The following is a 17,946-nucleotide window of genomic DNA, read 5'->3' on the forward strand; positions in this document are numbered from 1 at the left end:
TTATTATACAGGCTGGCGCCGGCTTTCATCCACCTGATTTCTAAGAAACTGAAAAACGCTCTGGGCGCGGACCTGCCCAGAGCTTACTTCTCCCAGGTCATATGCTGATAAATGCCTTTCATAATAGCGTACATTCCATATAGGATCAGGCCTAATGCCAATATAGACAGAATCAATTTGCCATGCGGCTGCTGCGCGAGTTCGGCGAGCGCACCGTCAAAGCCTCTTGTGTCGTCGGGATCAGCGGTCATGGCTGTCTTGATGAGAAAATAGCCGATAGCCGAGAAAATAATGGCCCGGGCGATATTGCCTGCACGTCCGGTGTTTTTCGTGATGCATATCATTTGTTTGTTCATTTTTGACGTATCGAATTCTTTCATAAAAGCAGCCCGAACGCCTTTCATAAATTGAACAATCGCAAATACGATAAAACCCGCACCCGTAAGCCCTGTGAGCCATTGGCCGAACGGCTGCGCCAATACATAAGCGGACCACGTCTGTTCTGAAGTGCCGCCGTCCCCTTGGCCAAACACAAATCGCAAGGCATTCCAAGCGATGGATGTGTAAACGGCGGCACTGAAAAAGTTTCCTATTCTCCGTGACAAGCCTCGCCTGCTATTTCCGTGCCCCTCCGTGTCCTTGATCGCGCTTAACACCATCCAGATCACATAGCCGATAAGGCCAATACCTATTAAAAAAAGCAATAGTGACCCATACGGCATGCGTGATAGCGTTTGGAGCGCTCCGCTCGAATCTTTCGCGCGGCCTGCCCCGGCAGTCGTCATAAAGGCCAAAACCCCAAGCAGAATAAAAACGCCGCCGAATGCAAAATAACCAAGCCTCCCGAATCGCTTGATCCAAGGCTTGGTTTCCTGTTTTATTTTTGACATGTACCGGTCTTTCACCGCCATGTGTCCAACCCTCTTTCACAGAAATCTTTACTGTAACATTCCCGATTGGACAAAGTTGAAACAGCTTCTGCCTCAGCTATGGCTGGCTGAGATACGTTTTTGCTGTTTAGCTGATTGTGCAGGTGTCATCCAAGCAGCCGCTGCGGCAGCTGTGACTCCGCCTGCTAATTTCCCAATGATCATGGCCGCCGCCATTTCTTTTTTCATTCCAGCTACAAAACCGAGATGGCTGCCGAGTACAAAGGCGCCGCTGACCGCAAACGCGACATTGATGACCTTTCCTCTCGGCGTCATATCCTTTAATGAAGCCAACATTGGGATATGATGCGCCAAAGAGGTCACTAAGCCTGCTGTTGCTGTCTCATCTAAATGAAGGTGTTTCCCCAGGGCCTGAAGCGGTTTTTTAAAGGTTTTTGTAATAAAAGCCGTCATTGGAAACGCCCCTGCCAAGGCAATGGCGATGGTCCCTGTCGTTTGTATCCCTGTCTCGACATTCTCCATTCCCGGAATCAGCACAATGCCGGTCATCGCTTCGACAGAAACAGCTGCAAGCCCGATAATCGCAACCACACTGACCGCTTTCCCGAAGAGATGAAACAACTGAATCATATTGTCGGTGTATCGCCATAACCCAAAAGCGATCACAGCAGATAACAGACTCGGGATCAGAAGATTTTTACCTATCATGCCAATGTCAAAGCCTGCGCATAATCCGCCGATTAAGCAACCGATCGGCACTGTGCACAGCCCGATTAATATGCCTTTCGCAAAATACGGATGATCCTCTTTTTCGATGATGCCAAGAGCGACGGGAATTGTGAAGACGATTGCCGGTCCCATCATTGTTCCTAAAAACACCCATGAAAACAGCCCGGCCTGCGGATCTTTCGCCATTTCTCCAGCCAGCGCATATCCTCCCATATCAATCGCCAAAATGGTGTTCGCAAAGGAAGAAGGGTCCGCGCCAATCGCTGTGTAAAACGGAGCAACAATGGGAATCAGGATTGCTGCCAGCACGGGCGCCAGCGACACAATTCCGATCATGGACAGCGCCAGCGGCCCCATAGCCTTAAAGCCGTCCGCAAACCGCTCGCCTAGCCCCCATCTGTTTCCCAAACAATAATCCGCCGCTCCCCATAGTAAAAAGGCAGCCAAAATGAATACAACCGCGTCATTCACCGTCATGGTTTTCTCCTTTTTCAAACGTATGATTGGTTTTATCATATCATCTGAAATCACCGAATAGAGTTTATCTTATTCAATATGAGCTAAAAATTCTTTTATATCGGCTTTTTCAACGGCTGTTATGATGCTCCGCGCTTTTTCTTGCGGGACCGTTAATGTCAATTTTTCTATTATGTCTTCTTCAGACAGCTCATTTCCTGGCGCCCCTTTTGGGCAGTCCACACGCGCTTCGCAAATCCGGCCGTCTGATAAATAGGCCCGGACAATCGTGAAACGGCCTTTTGGAACAGCACGGGGAGCCGGCTGAGTAGCATTGTCATATACGCGCTGAATATGCCCTATTGTCGTTTGAATACCGCCTGGGATCGGCTGGCTGTTGAAATGTTCAACGGTCAGCTCGTGTCCGTGCAAAGCAAGAGCAATCACATATTCAACGCTGAAACGGCCTTCCTCTCCAGTTTTCGGAGATCTTTCCGTCAATGCAGCATCTCCGCCTGGCGGAAAAATCACTTCAATACGTTCGGTATTGGCAGCAGAAATGGTTTCTTCGGAGATAAGCTGTCGTACCGCATCTGCAGCATGGTGTGCCGCGGAACAAAATGGATAGATTTTAAACCATAGACCCGGCTGCACAATTCTCCACGGTGCCCCCCAATCGTTTAGCAAAGTATGTTGTGCTTTTTCAACGTCACCGTACAGACTGAAGAAACCAGTTTCTCCTTCAAGTGCCGTGCGGGACCCGCCAAATTCTGATTGGGCCAGCTTAACGGCCAGCAAGCCAGCCTGAGCCGCCAAACCGGCGTGCAGCGGTTTCATTTCTGTTCCAAATTGCACCCTCATCCCAGCAGATTGCGTAGCCGCAAAACCAATTGCCTTTTCCAGCTCTTCCTGAGTCAGCTCCTCAGCATAACCTACGGCGCAGGCAGCAGCGATGGCACCAAGCGTTCCTGTATTATGCCAGCCCTTTTCATAGTGGCGGCTGCCAATTGATTCTCCCAGCCGTGCCATCACTTCAACACCAACAATATAAGCGCCAAGAAGCCGCTCGTCATGTCCGCGAGCGGCAGAAGCAATAAGGGCCGGTACGATGACTGCACTGGGGTGTCCTCTTACATCGGAGTGGACATCATCAAAATCCAATGCATGGGCGATAAATCCATTGAGCATCGCGGATTGTAATGGCGCGGCCTTTTTGCCCTGTCCGATAATAGGAACAAGGGGCCGGCCTCCTTCATCCTCTATCAGACGGAGGAGCTTTTGAATTCCTTTATCTTCTCTTCCTGCGAATGAAGCGGCAGTAAAATCAAGTAATCCCTTTTTTGCTTCGTGAATCGCGTCAACTGAATGCTCAGGTTGTGACGTTCTCACAGCCGCTGCAAGACCTGCTGTCAGCCCTTGTTTGCTCATTTGATGGTCTCCAATACAATAACCGCCAGCTCCGCAAAGTATTGAGAGGCAACCGTAAGGGCTTCTTCATCCAGTGTAAAGGCCGGATGATGCCACTCCTCCGTCCCGTTCGTTCCCATCCAGACAAAAAATCCCGGAATCTTCTCTTGATACAGAGCGAAGTCTTCTCCGCCCGGAGACTGCTCAGCGTGAACGGTTTGATAGCCAAGCCGTGCCGCAGCTTCGGATGCCGCATTCAAAAATGTGCCGTCATTCTGAACGGAAGGCAAATAAGGAAACCACTTGAATTCTGCTTGTGCCCCATAGCCCGCTGCAATTCCTTCAGCCACTCGTCTCATATGCTCCGGAACAGCCTGCCTCGCTTCTTTTTGAAAGGTTCGAACCGTCCCCTCCATTTCAGCTTGGTCTGGAATTACGTTCCACGAGGTGCCCGCCTGTACTCTTGTGATACTGACGACTGCGTTTTGCAGTGAGCTGATATTGCGGCTGACCACAGATTGCAGCCCGCTGATGATTTGTCCGGCTGCAGCGATTGGATCAATACTGTTATTCGGGATGCCGGCGTGTCCGCCTTTCCCTTTGATGACGATCTCAAACCGGTCAACACTTGCCATAAGCGGACCTTCCTTTACACCAATGGTTCCGACAGGCAGATCCGGCTTATTGTGCATGCCGAAAATCGCGGAAACGTCATCAAGTACACCAGCTTCTATGACCTTTCTTGCTCCTGCGGCAATTTCTTCTGCCGGCTGAAAGATAAAGCGGACTGTACCTTTCAGCTCGGCCCTTCTTTGATTCAGCAACATCGCTGTGCCAATAATAGAAGCAGTATGAAAATCGTGTCCGCACGCATGCATTGTGCCATCAACCTTAGATGCAAACGGGAGATTCGTCTGTTCTTGGATCGGGAGCGCGTCAATATCCGCTCGTATTGCTATCACGGGGCCGTCTTCCCGTCCTTTGATTTCTGCAATCACACCAGTCTCCAATTGAGGAACATCAAGTATTTCGATTTGCTCCTCCTCAAGCCAGCGGCGGATTTTTTTCGTCGTTTCAATCTCTTGAAATGACAGCTCAGGATGTTCATGAAGATCACGCCGCATATTGATTAAACGGGTATGAAACGCTGTGTCGGCCATTGTTCTTCTCCCTTCTTATATAAGCTCTGCAGGCTCTCCCACCTGCTTGATAAATCGTTTCGTCCGTTCGTTTTTCGGATGGTCAAACAGTTCTTTTGGCGTTCCCTGCTCGATAATATGGCCGTCTGCCATAAAAATCACTTGATCAGCGACCTCTTTTGCAAACGCCATTTCGTGTGTAACAATGATCATCGTTGTTTGTTTTTCCGCAATGGACTTGATGACCTGAAGCACCCCTGTGACGAGCTCAGGGTCAAGCGCTGACGTTGGTTCATCCAGCAAAATCGCATGCGGATTGACCGCAAGCGCCCGCGCAATGCCGATTCGCTGCTGCTGGCCGCCGGACATTGTGATTGGATAGCTGTCAGCCTTATGCTCCAGACCGACTTGTTTCAGAATCTCCATTCCAATACGTTTCGCTTCGTCGCGTGGTTTATGTTGAGCCACGATTAAAGCTTCTGTAATGTTTTGCAGAGCCGTTTTATTTTTAAACAGATTGTAGTTTTGAAAGACCATGGCCGTTTGCTGGCGAAGCCGATGTGCTTCCTTGCGTGTAAACTTTTCCGCATTCAGTTTGGCTTCTCCGATTTCAATAAGGCCTTGATCCGGACGCTCTAATAGATTTAAGCACCGGAGAAGCGTTGATTTTCCGGAACCGGACGGACCGATGATTGCCACCACTTCTCCGCGTTTCACTTCTAGATCGATTCCGTCGAGCACGACGAGATCTTTAAACGCTTTGCGAATATTTTTTACTGTTATCAACTGATTTCACCTCTAAGTCCGGTATGGCTTGCTCATGGCACGTTCAAACAAGTCCTGCAACATGCTGTAGATCATGGTAAGAACCCAATAGACGATCGCAACCGCCAAGTACGTCTCAAAATATTTGAGGTTTCCTGAAGCGTACATCTTCCCTTGGGCGAACATCTCCATGACCCCTAATGTAAAGGCCAGTGACGTTTCTTTCAGGAGCCCGATAAATGTATTGCCCGTTGCCGGAATCGCATTTCGGATCGCTTGCGGCAAAATAATCCGTCTGTATGCCTGAAATTTTGTCATACCGACAGACAGGCACGCCTCCAGCTGCCCGTCATCAACAGAATTGAGGGCGGCCCGGAAGATTTCTGCCAAATATGCTGCATTTTTTAAGCTTAACCCGATGATAGCGGCTGTGAGAGCTGTCATTTTGCTCATCTCTGGAAACAGCTGCGGCAGCCCGTAATAGATTAAGAACAGCTGCACCAGTGTCGGCACGCCTCGGAAAAAGGATATATACAGCTTTGACAGCTGATGAAGCACTGGAATTTTGTTCTTTGTAATGAGTGCGAGAATAAGTCCTCCGATAATGGCAAAGATCATAGCTGCTATGGCCATAAACAAGGTGATCGGAAGGGCCTGAATTAAAGTCGGGAACGCTGATATCATGAATTCCCAATCAATCGTGTTCATTCTGGTGAGTCACCGCCGTTTCTTAATGCTTCTGTTCTACTGTGATATCTTCATTAAAGTATTTTTCAGAGAGTTTTTTCAGTGTTCCGTCTTTACGCAATTCATCTAGGGCCTTATTGACTTTTTTGCGGAGCTTGTCGTGCGCATCGTCCTTGGCAAATGGGAATGCAACCTGTTCGTAAACAATCGGATCTCCTGCAAGCTTTAATGGCAAACCGGTCTTCTTGATTTGCGCGATCAATACAGTTCGGCTGTTGACATAAGCGTCTACACGGCCGTACGCAACATCCTTCAGCGTACCCTCTTGTGTTTCGTACGTTTTGATATTGATTTTTTTATCAGGATCTTTGCTTTCAAGGTTTTTCGCGTGATTTGAACCGAGAACGGCTGCGACTGTCTTGCCTTTTAAATCGTCTACTGATTTGATGTCTGTATTGTCTTTTTTGACGACAATCTGTGTTCCCGCATAAGCGTATGGTTTCGTAAAGTTATACGTTTCCTTACGTTCGTCTGTCACAGCTACCTGGTTGGAAATGGTGTCAAGCTTGCCTGTTTGAAGTTCTCCCATCAGCCCGCTGAATTCAAGCAGCTTCCAGTCCAGTTTCATGTCAATTTTCTTAGCGACTGCTTCCATCACTTCCACGTCAAAACCTGTCAGCTTTCCGTTTTCTTTATAAGCAAATGGGTAACTTTGTCCTGTCGCACCGACATGAAGCACATTGTCATCCTCTTTACTGCTGCTGTTTCCATTGCCGCAAGCTGAGAGCACCGCTAATAATGCAGCAACGACCAGCACTGTCCATTTTTTCATCTTCATTTGATTTTCCCGCCTTTTCTATTTTTATAGATCATGTCGCAATTGTTTTTTCATATAAACTGTGATATGCCCTTTTCCAAGGTCTTGTTCACCTGAGCGGACATATCCTTTTCGTTCGTACATCTCAATCAGCCACGGATGCTTATCCGCTGTTCCGAGTGAGACAAACGGAACCTTTAACGTATCACGAAGGATTGTTTCCTCCAGCCATTGAAGCAGCTTTGTTCCGATTCCTTTTTTTCCGGTGTCGGGGTCCACAGCAAACCACCAGATATGCGGAACACCATACGGTCCCGGCTGTTTTCCCCAAGGCATTCTCAAGGTGATGGTCGCGATGATCCGCCCGTCTTCTTCCATGACGTAGCAAGCATTTTGCCGAATATTTTTCAGCACCAAATCCAAATCCGCATGAGCGGCAGCAAAACGAATGCCGAGCTTTCGAATCGGTTCATAAGCCCGCAATGTCAGCTCGAGAAGCTGTTCGGCATCACGTTCAACTGCAAGGCGGTATTGTGGCTTCATCTAGCGTTCCTCCTTACTTTGCATAGCGGTTTACCGGCTTTTCCAAACCGAAGTGCTCTCGTAATGTTGTGCCTTCATATTCTTTTCTGAACACGCCGCGCTCCTGTAAAATCGGAACCACTTGATCAACAAACACTTCAATTCCTTCTGGAAGAAGCGGAGGCATGATGTTAAACCCGTCACACGCTTTCGTATCCACCCATTCCTGCATCTTGTCGGCGAGCTGCTCCGGCGTGCCGACGAAGATATGGTGGCCTCTGGAGCCTGCAACGTATTTGTAAAGCTCTCGTATCGTCATATTGTCACGTTCAGCCATCTCCTGAACAAGCTTGAAGCGGCTCTTCACCGCATTGGAAGCTTCTGCGTCAAGCTTCGGCAGCGGCCCATCAAGCGGATATGCCGACAAATCAATTCCGCCTAAGTAATTTTGGAGAATTTGCAGACCGACAGATGGGATAATCAGATCTTGAAGCTCCTTGTATTTGGCTTGCGCTGCTTCTTCTGTATCGGCAATGATTGGGAAAATACCCGGCATGATGGCAATTTTTTCTGGATCACGTCCGAATTCCGCAGCCTGTTCTTTAATGGATTGATAAAATTCCTGAGCTGATTCCAGGTGGTTTTGTGCTGTGAAGATCACTTCGGCTGTTTTGGCAGCCAGCGCTTTTCCGTCTCCTGATGATCCTGCCTGGATAATGACCGGCTGGCCCTGCGGCGTTCTTGAAACGTTCAGAGGTCCGCGAACCGAGAAATATTCTCCTTTGTGGTTCAGCTCGTGCATTTTTTCTTTGTCAAAGAATTCACCCGTTTCTTTATTACGGATAAAGGCGTCCTCTTCCCATGAATCCCAAAGCCCCTTTACAACCTCGACAAATTCCTCTGCCCGCTGATAGCGCAAATGGTGTTCAAGGTGCTTTTCACCGCTGAAATTCAGCGCTGTGGATTCAATAGATGAAGTGACGACGTTCCATCCGGCACGGCCATTGGACAAATGATCCAATGAAGCAAACTGTCTGGCAATATGGAATGGCTCGCTGTATGTAGTGGAGGCTGTTGCTGTCAGTCCGATTTTTGATGTGACCTGCGCCAAAGCAGAGAGCAGGGTGAATGGCTCAAACCTTGTTAATACATTTGGATGTGATTTGCTGTCAATAGAAAGGCTGTCCGCTAAAAACAGCATATCCAGCTTGCCCCGCTCCGCTGTTTTCGCAAGCTCTTTAAAATAATCCAAATTCATGCTCGCATCTGACGGCGCGTCCGGGTGCCGCCAAGACGCAACATGATGGCCTGTACCTGCTAAAAATACCCCTAATTTGATTTGTTTCTTTTTGCTTGTCATGACGATACTCCTTTTATCATGTTTTTAGGCTGAATAATCCGAAAAATAAACTCCTATATTCCTAGTCGTTTAATATGAATAAATCAAAATGTACCTTTGTCTTGGACGTTTGTCAATGAGTTAAGATTAAATTTTTCTTTTTAAGCTGAAAAGAATTTCGCAGTATCATGGGACGGCATTTGTGCAACCTGTATACTGGCAAAACCAGTCTGATGCTGAACCTCGTTTTGATCCAAGTTTTATATAAATGTAGCTTGTACCTTATCTCTACATCCGACCATACGCATTTTGCCGTCGCTTTTGCTCTTTGCTAATAAACGCGCGTGTCGCCGTCGTAGAACGGTCCATTTTCCAACTCATTCAGAAGCTGAGACATCACATAAAAAAATAAGCTGATCCCGGATTCATACCGAAATCAGCTAATTGAATCTTAATTAAGTTCTAGAATACTTTCTTCTGCTTTAGCGGAAAACACTTTAGGCTCAAGGCGGTCTAGGTCTTCATGAAATAAACTCACTTTTTGGATTTGCCGATTGTCATAGTGGTGGAAATAGTAGTTTCCAGTTTCGTTGCACATCACGGAAGTATATTGCGTATAATGAATTTCGTCTTCTTCCGTTATCACTGCGCCCTTTGGTATCGTCATATTTGCCAAAATGTGAAAAGCGGCTGTTACACCTTTCGTTTCATCGGCCGCCGGCTCTAGATGTTCTTTCAAATAAACAGCTCTGACAAACCGGGAAGGCGGTGTATAATCCCCCGGCAGACCAACAGTTCCTAAGCCTTGGCCAAAAGCAGAAAGGGCTAATCCGCCCAATTCTTTGCTCTCTAATTGCTTCGGTCTGATTCCTGTATATTGCTGCAGATTGGTTACATGCCATATAAAGTCGGGGCTGTTCGTCATGACACCAGGTTGATTATCATAGACTTTGAGGCCGTCTGCTCTCGGTTCTATCGTCAGGCTTCGGCCCGTCCGGTCTGACAATATCCAGTGAAGCGGTAAAACTGTATCCAATAGATCTAATTTTTTCTCTACAATCGTTAAAGATCGAATCTTTTCTTTTACGTCTTCCAAAGACTTACAGACTGACAGCACCCATGTCACAAACTCATGCGGGGCAATGTGAACGGTATCTTCCCGTATCGTTTTTTCGTACTCCGCATAGCCAGGAAAATAAAGTGCAGCACACGATAAACCGCTTTCATTAACACCGTCGGCAAATAATATATTTCCAAGTTTTCTCCCCATACCGATAAACGCGTACTGTGTCTGATGGGCCTTTCCGTCAGCTTCACTCTTCCAGCTGTAACGGCGCGGATAGAGAATCACCTCTGTCCCCAGCTGAAATGCAAAATCCATTGTTCTCGCTAATACATGTTTACGGTCAGCAGTTTCCAATGTAAGACTTGTGCACATTTGTTCAGTCCCCTTTTCAATTCAGATTAATATCATACATATTGTGAACGAATTGGTTTTATCAGCATAACGAAAGTCAAATCGGTTCGTCAAAGAATTGACATTACATCAAATAAAACGAAAAAATCCAGCCTTTAGAAGGCTGGATTTTTTATTATTTAGCCAAAACAAGCTCGTGAATCGCATGCGCAACACCATGTTCATTATTGGAGCGTGTTTGAAAGTTTGCGGCTTCCAATACTTCTGGGATGGCGTTTGCCATGGCAACCCCGCAGCCCGCCCATTCGATCATTGTCAGGTCGTTCCCATTGTCGCCTATGCACATGACTTCCGCCTGTTCAATTCCAAGCAGCTGAGCCAGCTGGCGTACAGCATTTCCTTTGCTGGCTTCCGGGTGCAGAATCTCATAAAAGAAAGGCGCGCTTTTGACCATTGAATATTTTTCTCTCACGTCTTTTGGAATCGATGTAATGACGCGGTTTAAGTTCTCCGGTTTATCAATAAACATCACTTTCGGGATGAGGATATCTTTTGGCACCTCGTCAATCTTGCGGAAATGAAGCGGCACCTGTGTCACATAGGATTCGTATACGGTAAATTCGCTAATATCCCGGTTAGGCGTATACAAATTAGATGAGTCAAAGAAATGCATCGGCGTCTTCAGCTCTAAGCTCAGGTCATATAATGAAGTCAAATCATCATAGCCGAGAGACAGCTCCGAGACCACTTCATTTGTATGCGTATTTTGAACAAGCGCTCCATTATACGCAATGACATAGTCGCCTTCTTCAATTAAATTCAGTTCATCTAAATATCTCTGCACACCCCCGATAGGCCGGCCGGTGCAAAGCACAATTTTGACACCTTCCGCTTTTGCCGCGTGAAGGGCGTCGCGGACCTCCTCTGTTACTTCATGATGATCATTTAAAAGTGTTCCATCCATATCAATTGCAATTAGTTTGTACATCCTGCATCTCCTTCATGTCGTTTTCAGGCTATAGTCCCATCATATCGTTTTTTCTTTTTGATATTCAACCGGAAGAGATGGTTTTCTCCGGATTCTGTTTAGACGCCGCCCTTGTCTTCGGATACGCAAGCGCGGTTTCCGCTTTCCTTCTGCCTTGACGCCGTTTTCTGCTTTTTTCTGTTTCATCAGCAGAAAGCCGGCAGCTAGAAAAGGAATGCCGGTTATATTCAAGATGGCAAGCTTCACACCCGCCGCGATGAAAAAGAACCCCCATGAAGATGATGGATTCCGTCTGATCATGACGTAAGCCGCCATTTCCAGAACGATCAGGATGGCATGAAGCACTATGCCATAAATCAGCAATACAAGGGCAAAAAACAACACATAATTCACGATTGCCCCTGAGTACATCATAGCGCGCATCATTTGTATAAACGATAAGGACTGCATGGAGCCGCTGATGACATTAGGGTTATAGATCGTATAGTCACTAAATAAATGTTTGACTTTGAGAAAAGCCCATAATATAAATATCCACTGAATAATATGTAAAACAAGCCCCGCTGCCACCAGTCTTTCAGCTTTTTGATTTCTCATCTTTCTCCTCCCTGCCGGTCTTTGATTCGATTCTTGTCATCGTTTTTGTCTGGCCATTTTGCTCCCATATCAATGTCCCGTTTTCTCCTCTTTTCAGCGTGCTTTTGAGCGGATAATAGGGGCCGAGGTACTGAATCTCGATAGACCCGTCAGTGCTTTGGGAAATCACCTTGTATGCCATAAAAGGCAGCTGTACCTCTCCTCTTCCTTCCATCACTTCCGTTTCCACAACCTCGTCTTCGGTAAATGTGACTGTTGCTGATTTCACGCCGTCCGTTGGCCCGGGGGCAAGCCCCTCATCCCACGTTCCGTAATAAAACGGCGTCTCTTCTTTTTGCTGCTGGCAGCCCGATACCATGATGCATACAGCAAGTAAAAACAAAATGCCATATTTGTTTCTCAAGGGGATCACCATCCTTTCCTCCTCTTTTTGGGCGAATGCCGTGCCACTGTGCCAATGACTACATAAGTTATAAGGAATTCACCCACAAGGAGATTGATCATAATGAACCCTTATCAATATTACAGCCCTCAGCTGCCTCAGCAGGAACCTTACTATAGCCACTATGAGTACAATCCTTATCCGCAGCAGGATGTATACGATCCATACCAAATGGACAGACAGCCGGCATTGGAAAGAAGAATCGCAGCACTTGAACGGCAAAATGAACAGCAGTCAAGAGAATTAACCCGTCTGACAAACGAAGACCGCCGTCAAAATCGGGAAATTGCACGGATTGCCGAACAGGTCAATCAGCTAAGCCAGGCTGTTGAACGCCATACACGCCGCTTAAACCGGCTCAATCAGCGCCTCCGTACAGTAGAAAACCGGCTGAATATCCCATTTACTGCAGGGGAAGGCGGTTTCTGAGCGAAACAAAGAAAAAAAGCGGAATACGATTCTCCCATCTCAGGGTTTCGTTTTCCGCCATTCTTATATGTTAAAACGGAACATTTACATAAAAAGGGTTTGTACCCAGTATACAATCTTTACCGTTTTCATTCAAAGACAGAGGGGCTGAGGAAAATAATTGTAGTTCCTTATTTGCAGAATTTCTTTTCAATCAGGTTGCATGATAATACCGACTCACGTCAATCGATACATGGAGGGATCATTCATGCATAATACACAACACGGCTTGCAGCAGCTGAATCAATGCCGCCAGACTGCTCAGCAGCTCATTCAGCAAACACAGCAAAGCAGCCAGCAATATCGCCACATGCTTCATCAGGAACAGCAAAACATCCAAATGCTGCAGCAGATTCTAAACCACGAACAACAAGCTGCACATACCATTCAGCAAGCACTGCACGGGCATGACATGGCGATTCAAAAGTGCCAGCAGGTTGTCAACATGTGCAACCAAATGCAACAGGAACTTACTGGACAATCCAGCGTCATGAATACGAATGTGTCTACACTTCCATTCGGCCAAAACACGCCATTTCAGCAGCAATCCTATCAGCAGTAACATATAAAAAGCTCAACACAATGCGAGTGTTGAGCTTTTTTTCTTACTGTTCTTTGCGAATATGTATATCCTGAATAGACTGTTTCGGTGCATGAAATCTGCTCTCGGCTTCACTTCTTGCCTCGGCAAAAGCCCGCGCCTCCACATGATCTTTGTAGACATCCAGCTGAATCAAATACAGCGGGCGCACTTTAAATCCATGAATAATGGTCACCGCCCATAACGGGACCACAATAAAAACACCGGGCAGATCGGGCAATACAAAACCAAACGCAAAAATGAAAAAATAAATGATGCCGTACATGATCCACTTTCTATTTCTAACCTTGATGCCAATAAATAAAAAGGCAAAAAAACTGGTAATGGCAAAAGGCATGAAAATAAACAGCATCCACCAGCTATGCAGCCATTCCCAAGCGGCACCTCTTTTTGTAATTCCCATATTTTTCTCCTCCTATTTACCTATAATAATCGATTAGGCATACCGCGTCACCCATAAACGGGAAAAACTTTCTCCCTTAAAAATAGTGATAGACGGGGAACAGGTTTCTTGCTATATTATTAATTGATAATGATAATCATTACTAATCTATTGAGATACATAGTGGGAGGGTTCTTGATGAAAAAGAACATATTGCTCGTGGGCATGCTTGTGCTGCTTCTCATGTTTGTCAGCGCTTGCAGCGGCACGGCTTCTAAAGGGAGCTCAAGCGATTCTGCTTCCGAAAAAACAGAAATGAGAACATACAAATCACCAAAAGGGAACGTCAACATTCCTGCACATCCGAAACGCATCGTCACTGATTTTTATGCCGGTGAATTGCTGTCTGTCGGGGCCAATGTGGTCGGCTCAGGCTCATGGTCATTTGATAATCCGTTTTTAAAATCAAAGCTGAAAAATGTGAAGGATGTTGGTGATCCAATCAGCGTTGAAAAAGTGATGGAGCTTCAGCCTGACTTAATTGTTGTCATGAATGAAGAGAATGTTGATAAATTAAAGAAAATCGCTCCGACTGTTGTCATACCTTATAACACAGCGAAAAACGTAGAAGACACAGTCAGCATGTTCGGAGAAATCGCCGGAGCGAAAGACAAAGCAAAATCCTTTATGGCTGACTTTAACAAAAAAGCGGAAGCAGCTAAGAAGAAAATTGCCGGCGTCATCGACAAAGATGCGACCTTCGGCATTTATGAAAACACAGACAAGGGCGAATTCTGGGTGTTCAATGACAATGGCGGACGCGGCGGCCAAGCTGTATACAATGCACTTGGGTTAAAAGCGCCTGAAAAAATTGAGCAAGATGTCATCAAAAAAGGAGAGATGAAACAGCTCTCTCAAGAGGTTATTCCTGAGTATGCCGCAGATTATATGTTCATTACGGATTACAACCCGAAAGGCGAAAGCAAAACACTCGACAAGCTGGAGCATTCCTCTATTTGGAAAAATCTTGACGCTGTTAAACATAATCGCGTGTTTATCAATGACTTTGACACGTTCTACCCGTACGACCCGATTTCTGTCAGCAAACAGGTGGATATCATCACCGACATGCTGATCAAACGGGCCGAAGAAAATAAAAAATAAAAAAACGGCACAGTCATGACGCTGTGCCGTTTTTTATGATTCACTTTAATTTTGACTGTACGGAGTCCGGCATATCTTCAAACTTGACTTCTTCCCAAGTCTCGACATACTTTCCTTTCGCCTTTACCTTCAAATACGCGTTCTTCCGAAGCTCTTTGCCGGCGAAAAAGGTCACTTCTTCTTTTTTCCCGGATGCATTATATCCGTCTAATGTATATTCAGTACCGCCCGGACTAAGATGTCTGCCATCTCGATCAATCTGAACATAGACATCTTGCTGGTGAATAAACGGATTAAATCTGTCTGTAACATCGTTATGAAAAAAGAGAAGCCCGCATATTACGGCAGCAGCCGCCAAGACGGCCAGGATTGCCATTGCTTTTTTCATCTTTGCACTCCCCTTACTTGTTCATTTTTTTCAAATAGCTTGACCGCACCGCGAGGAAGAATAAAAGCTGAAATATGAAAAACCCTCCGATGGTGAGACTGAGCGGCCCCGCGACATCAGAATAGCCTTCCACAGCCAATGTTCTCAAGGCAAACAGTGTATGCATGACGGCAATGACAAATGGAAAGAAGAAAAGAATCGCCAATTGTATTGTCACGCTTTGCGCCATTTCTCGCTCACTCAGGCCGATTTTGGCCAGTGAACGGTAGCGCTCCCGGTCTTCATCTAAATCAGTGAACAGCCTGAAATATAAGAAACTTGCTGCCGCGACAAAGAATACAATTGCGATAAACAGGCCGATAAATAAACTCAGGCTCGGCAGCTGCACCGTATCATAGTAAGTCCCCGCTTTTGAAGCAAAATCAGAATGCACGTCGATATAATTGCCGTAAATCTCATTTTGCAAGGATTGGCTGATCTCAAGACTGTCTTTCCAATGATCATAGCTGTAGCCGTATAATGACGCTTGATCACCGAGTGATTTCAGCTGATCAAAGGTTTGATCATTCACTGCGATGATGGCATTCAATGAGATCAGCGGTTTTTTGACTTCTTTTACCGACAGTTTTTGATCAGACAGCTCCCCTTTTTGGTTCAGCAGCTTCAGCTGATCCGGCGCTTCGTTTTTGAAATTGCGGTCATACGTTCCCGGGAAATAGACAGCCTCGTCTTCTTTCAGGCCGTTCACTTTGACATGGAAGTATTTTGCCGCATCCGATTCACTGATCATGTAAACAGGGGGAACAGTTTCTCCTTCCTGATAGCGAACATAGGAAACATCTATTTTGTCTTTCTTATACGTAAAGCCGTGTGTTTTCAGTTCATGGTCAATATCTTTCAAATGAGTCTGTTCTTTTGGATTGTTGCTGTAAGATAAATACTCCATTTCATAAGCGGACTCTTCCGCCCCGACGGTCGATTTGTACATCGCGAGCACGCCTGTCGCAGTAAACGCAACCGCGGAAATAATGCTGACAATAAAGAACAGGCGGGCGTTGTCTTTTAAACGATAGACAAGGTCAGAAACCCAAATGACGTTTTTCCCGCGCAGATAAAAGGTTTTCCACTTCTTCAGCGCGCGCAGAATCCAAATGCTGCTTTGGCTGAAAAAGAAATATGTTCCGATGACGGTGAGCAGTAAAATGATAAACGGCTCGGCCCCGTGGACATTGCCTTTAAGGACCATGCCGTACCCGCCGCACAGACAGGCGATGCCGAATAAGGACAGAAGCACGGACGGCTTAGGCTCCGGCTTAATCTTGTCAGTGCCCTTTATTAATTTGATAACCGTATTTGATCTGACAAAAAGGATCGTAAACTGCGATAAAAGGAAAAATAAGAGCAGAAATCCACCGGCCGTAATACCGAGCGCTTTCCAAGGCATATACAAAGGCAGCGCGTCCATTTCTAAAATATAAGCGCCGACCGTAAAGAACGTCTTTGAAAAAATGAATCCTCCGATAATACCGGCTGCAATTGACATGACGCCGATGATCATATTTTCCGCCGTAATGAGCTTTCTCAGCTGCCCCGGCGTGATGCCCTGCATGAGCAGAATGCCGAATTCTTTATTTCTCGATTTCAAAAATGCATTAACCGAATACAGAACAAATAAGAAAGAAAAAACAAAGATCATCCATTCCGCGGCGGTTAAGCCTTTTTTGGCGATGTTATTCAGGTAGCCTTCCTTTAATGCCGGATGAAACAAGAACATCGCAAAGGTAAAGAAAATCAAAACGGAAAAGGCGCTGCTTAAAAAGAATGCAAGATAGGCCCTTTTGTTTCTCGTGACGTTTTTATAAGCGAACTGAAGAAAGGTCATTTGCGTTTCCCCCCAGCATAGACAGCACATCGAGAATTTGTTCATAAAATACTTGGCGGTTTTCCCCGCGGTAAATCTCATTAAACAGTTCGCCGTCTTTTATAAAGATGACGCGGCGGCAGTAGCTTGCCGCAACAGGATCGTGGGTCACCATCAAAGCCGTGACATGATCATCCTGATTCAGGCTCTGCATCGTTTCCATGACGTCTTTTGACGCTTTGGAATCAAGGTTGCCCGTCGGTTCATCGGCCAGGATGAGTGACGGCTTATGAATGACCGCTCTTGCGATGGCGGCACGCTGGCGCTGTCCTCCGGATACTTCAAACGTCCGTTTGTTGAGCAGGTTTTCGATTCCGAGCTTTGCCGCGATGCCTTGCAGTTTTTCTTCCATGACAGACGGCGCTTCTTTTTCAAGCGTTAACGGCAGCATGATATTTTCACCGATTGTCAGCGTGTCCAGAAGGTTGAAATCCTGAAACACAAATCCAAGCTGCTTGCGGCGGAAATGAGCGAGCTTTGTCCGCTTCAGGCGATGCGGGTTTTCTCCGTGAATCAGGATATCGCCTGAATCCGGACGGTCGATCGTTGAAATGATATTCAAAAGCGTTGTTTTTCCGGACCCGGACGGCCCCATTACCGCCGTGAACTCGCCTTCTTCTATTGAAAATGAAATTTGCTTTAAGGCCTGATAGGACACTTGTCCTTTATAGGTTTTATTTATATGTTTGACTTCAAGCATATTCGCCATGAAAATCCTCCTTATGGTTTTATTCTTGTTGATCTGGGCTGCTTTCATGTAGTGCCGGGACGTTCAACATAAAAATCCCCTTGACATAAATCCATGTTATCAAGGGGAAACAAAGCGG

The 17,946-nt window shown here is 46.2% G+C and carries 20 protein-coding genes; 3 read left to right on the forward strand and 17 right to left on the reverse strand.

The annotated features are described in order from the left end of the window. Positions 1-83: 83 nt before the first annotated feature. From MHH82_RS35975 to MHH82_RS36035, 13 genes are all read right to left on the reverse strand, one after another. Complete coding sequence (locus tag MHH82_RS35975) at positions 84-911, reverse strand: DUF1206 domain-containing protein (RefSeq protein WP_072175854.1); 828 nt, start codon at positions 909-911, stop codon at positions 84-86. A 72-nt stretch (positions 912-983) separates the two neighbouring features. After that, positions 984-2,096 carry an ethanolamine utilization protein EutH gene (gene eutH / locus MHH82_RS35980; protein WP_038429904.1) on the reverse strand — a complete coding sequence of 371 codons (1,113 nt, stop codon included), beginning with the start codon at positions 2,094-2,096 and terminating at the stop codon, positions 984-986. Positions 2,097-2,165: 69 nt separating this feature from the next. Then, entirely contained in the window at positions 2,166-3,503 is a 1,338-nt protein-coding gene (locus tag MHH82_RS35985; RefSeq protein ID WP_049635771.1) for an MmgE/PrpD family protein, read from the reverse strand. Then, positions 3,500-4,642, reverse strand: coding sequence for an N-acetyl-sulfur-metabolite deacetylase SndB (gene sndB / locus MHH82_RS35990; RefSeq protein WP_049635770.1), 1,143 nt, complete (start codon positions 4,640-4,642; stop codon positions 3,500-3,502). Before sndB ends, MHH82_RS35985 begins: the two co-directional genes overlap by 4 nt. Before the next feature lie 15 nt (positions 4,643-4,657). Next, positions 4,658-5,407, reverse strand: coding sequence for an amino acid ABC transporter ATP-binding protein (locus tag MHH82_RS35995; RefSeq protein ID WP_049635769.1), 750 nt, complete (start codon positions 5,405-5,407; stop codon positions 4,658-4,660). Between the two features lie 12 nt (positions 5,408-5,419). Further along, positions 5,420-6,094: an amino acid ABC transporter permease gene (locus MHH82_RS36000; RefSeq protein ID WP_003227111.1), complete on the reverse strand. Its 675-nt coding sequence runs from the start codon at positions 6,092-6,094 to the stop codon at positions 5,420-5,422. A gap of 22 nt (positions 6,095-6,116) precedes the next feature. After that, positions 6,117-6,911, reverse strand: coding sequence for an amino acid ABC transporter substrate-binding protein (locus MHH82_RS36005; protein ID WP_003227109.1), 795 nt, complete (start codon positions 6,909-6,911; stop codon positions 6,117-6,119). A 24-nt stretch (positions 6,912-6,935) separates the two neighbouring features. Beyond that, positions 6,936-7,433, reverse strand: coding sequence for a sulfur-containing aminoacid acetyltransferase SnaB (snaB, locus tag MHH82_RS36010; RefSeq protein WP_072175855.1), 498 nt, complete (start codon positions 7,431-7,433; stop codon positions 6,936-6,938). 13 nt (positions 7,434-7,446) lie between these two features. Further along, positions 7,447-8,772 carry an LLM class flavin-dependent oxidoreductase gene (locus MHH82_RS36015; RefSeq protein ID WP_003227105.1) on the reverse strand — a complete coding sequence of 442 codons (1,326 nt, stop codon included), beginning with the start codon at positions 8,770-8,772 and terminating at the stop codon, positions 7,447-7,449. 430 nt (positions 8,773-9,202) lie between these two features. Then, positions 9,203-10,189 carry a penicillin V amidase gene (gene yxeI, locus MHH82_RS36020; RefSeq protein WP_041850319.1) on the reverse strand — a complete coding sequence of 329 codons (987 nt, stop codon included), beginning with the start codon at positions 10,187-10,189 and terminating at the stop codon, positions 9,203-9,205. A gap of 154 nt (positions 10,190-10,343) precedes the next feature. Then, positions 10,344-11,156: a sugar-phosphatase gene (gene yidA / locus MHH82_RS36025; RefSeq protein WP_041850318.1), complete on the reverse strand. Its 813-nt coding sequence runs from the start codon at positions 11,154-11,156 to the stop codon at positions 10,344-10,346. Positions 11,157-11,195: 39 nt separating this feature from the next. Beyond that, entirely contained in the window at positions 11,196-11,753 is a 558-nt protein-coding gene (locus MHH82_RS36030; protein WP_038828953.1) for a hypothetical protein, read from the reverse strand. After that, positions 11,734-12,168, reverse strand: coding sequence for a DUF3255 family protein (locus tag MHH82_RS36035; RefSeq protein WP_038828955.1), 435 nt, complete (start codon positions 12,166-12,168; stop codon positions 11,734-11,736). The genes MHH82_RS36030 and MHH82_RS36035 overlap by 20 nt, the downstream gene beginning before the upstream one ends. 90 nt (positions 12,169-12,258) lie before the next feature. On the opposite strand from MHH82_RS36035, the gene cotNE reads away from it, so the two are divergent. After that, on the forward strand, positions 12,259-12,624 hold the full coding sequence (gene cotNE / locus MHH82_RS36040; protein ID WP_003227093.1) for an inner spore coat protein CotNE: 366 nt from the start codon (positions 12,259-12,261) through the stop codon (positions 12,622-12,624). A gap of 247 nt (positions 12,625-12,871) precedes the next feature. Further along, entirely contained in the window at positions 12,872-13,225 is a 354-nt protein-coding gene (locus MHH82_RS36045) for a hypothetical protein (RefSeq protein WP_043858345.1), read from the forward strand. Between the two features lie 43 nt (positions 13,226-13,268). On the opposite strand, the gene MHH82_RS36050 is transcribed toward MHH82_RS36045, so the two are convergent. Beyond that, complete coding sequence (locus tag MHH82_RS36050) at positions 13,269-13,667, reverse strand: hypothetical protein (protein WP_003243293.1); 399 nt, start codon at positions 13,665-13,667, stop codon at positions 13,269-13,271. A 177-nt stretch (positions 13,668-13,844) separates the two neighbouring features. Here MHH82_RS36050 and MHH82_RS36055 point away from each other — a divergent pair, with 177 nt between their 5' ends. Continuing rightward, positions 13,845-14,810, forward strand: coding sequence for an iron-hydroxamate ABC transporter substrate-binding protein (locus tag MHH82_RS36055; RefSeq protein WP_021481022.1), 966 nt, complete (start codon positions 13,845-13,847; stop codon positions 14,808-14,810). Positions 14,811-14,850: 40 nt separating this feature from the next. Here MHH82_RS36055 and MHH82_RS36060 read toward each other — a convergent pair whose 3' ends face one another. The 3 genes from MHH82_RS36060 to yxdL are packed head-to-tail and all read right to left on the reverse strand — an operon-like array spanning position 14,851 to position 17,828. Further along, a complete protein-coding gene (locus MHH82_RS36060; RefSeq protein ID WP_003227084.1) occupies positions 14,851-15,198 on the reverse strand; it encodes a YxeA family protein in 348 nt (115 codons plus the stop codon). Positions 15,199-15,211: 13 nt separating this feature from the next. Further along, positions 15,212-17,080 carry an ABC transporter permease YxdM gene (gene yxdM, locus MHH82_RS36065; protein ID WP_021481024.1) on the reverse strand — a complete coding sequence of 623 codons (1,869 nt, stop codon included), beginning with the start codon at positions 17,078-17,080 and terminating at the stop codon, positions 15,212-15,214. Continuing rightward, positions 17,055-17,828: an ABC transporter ATP-binding protein YxdL gene (gene yxdL / locus MHH82_RS36070; RefSeq protein WP_014115765.1), complete on the reverse strand. Its 774-nt coding sequence runs from the start codon at positions 17,826-17,828 to the stop codon at positions 17,055-17,057. Before yxdL ends, yxdM begins: the two co-directional genes overlap by 26 nt. Between the last annotated feature and the right edge of the window lie 118 nt (positions 17,829-17,946).

It is taken from the genome of Bacillus sp. FSL K6-6540, from assembly GCF_038007545.1.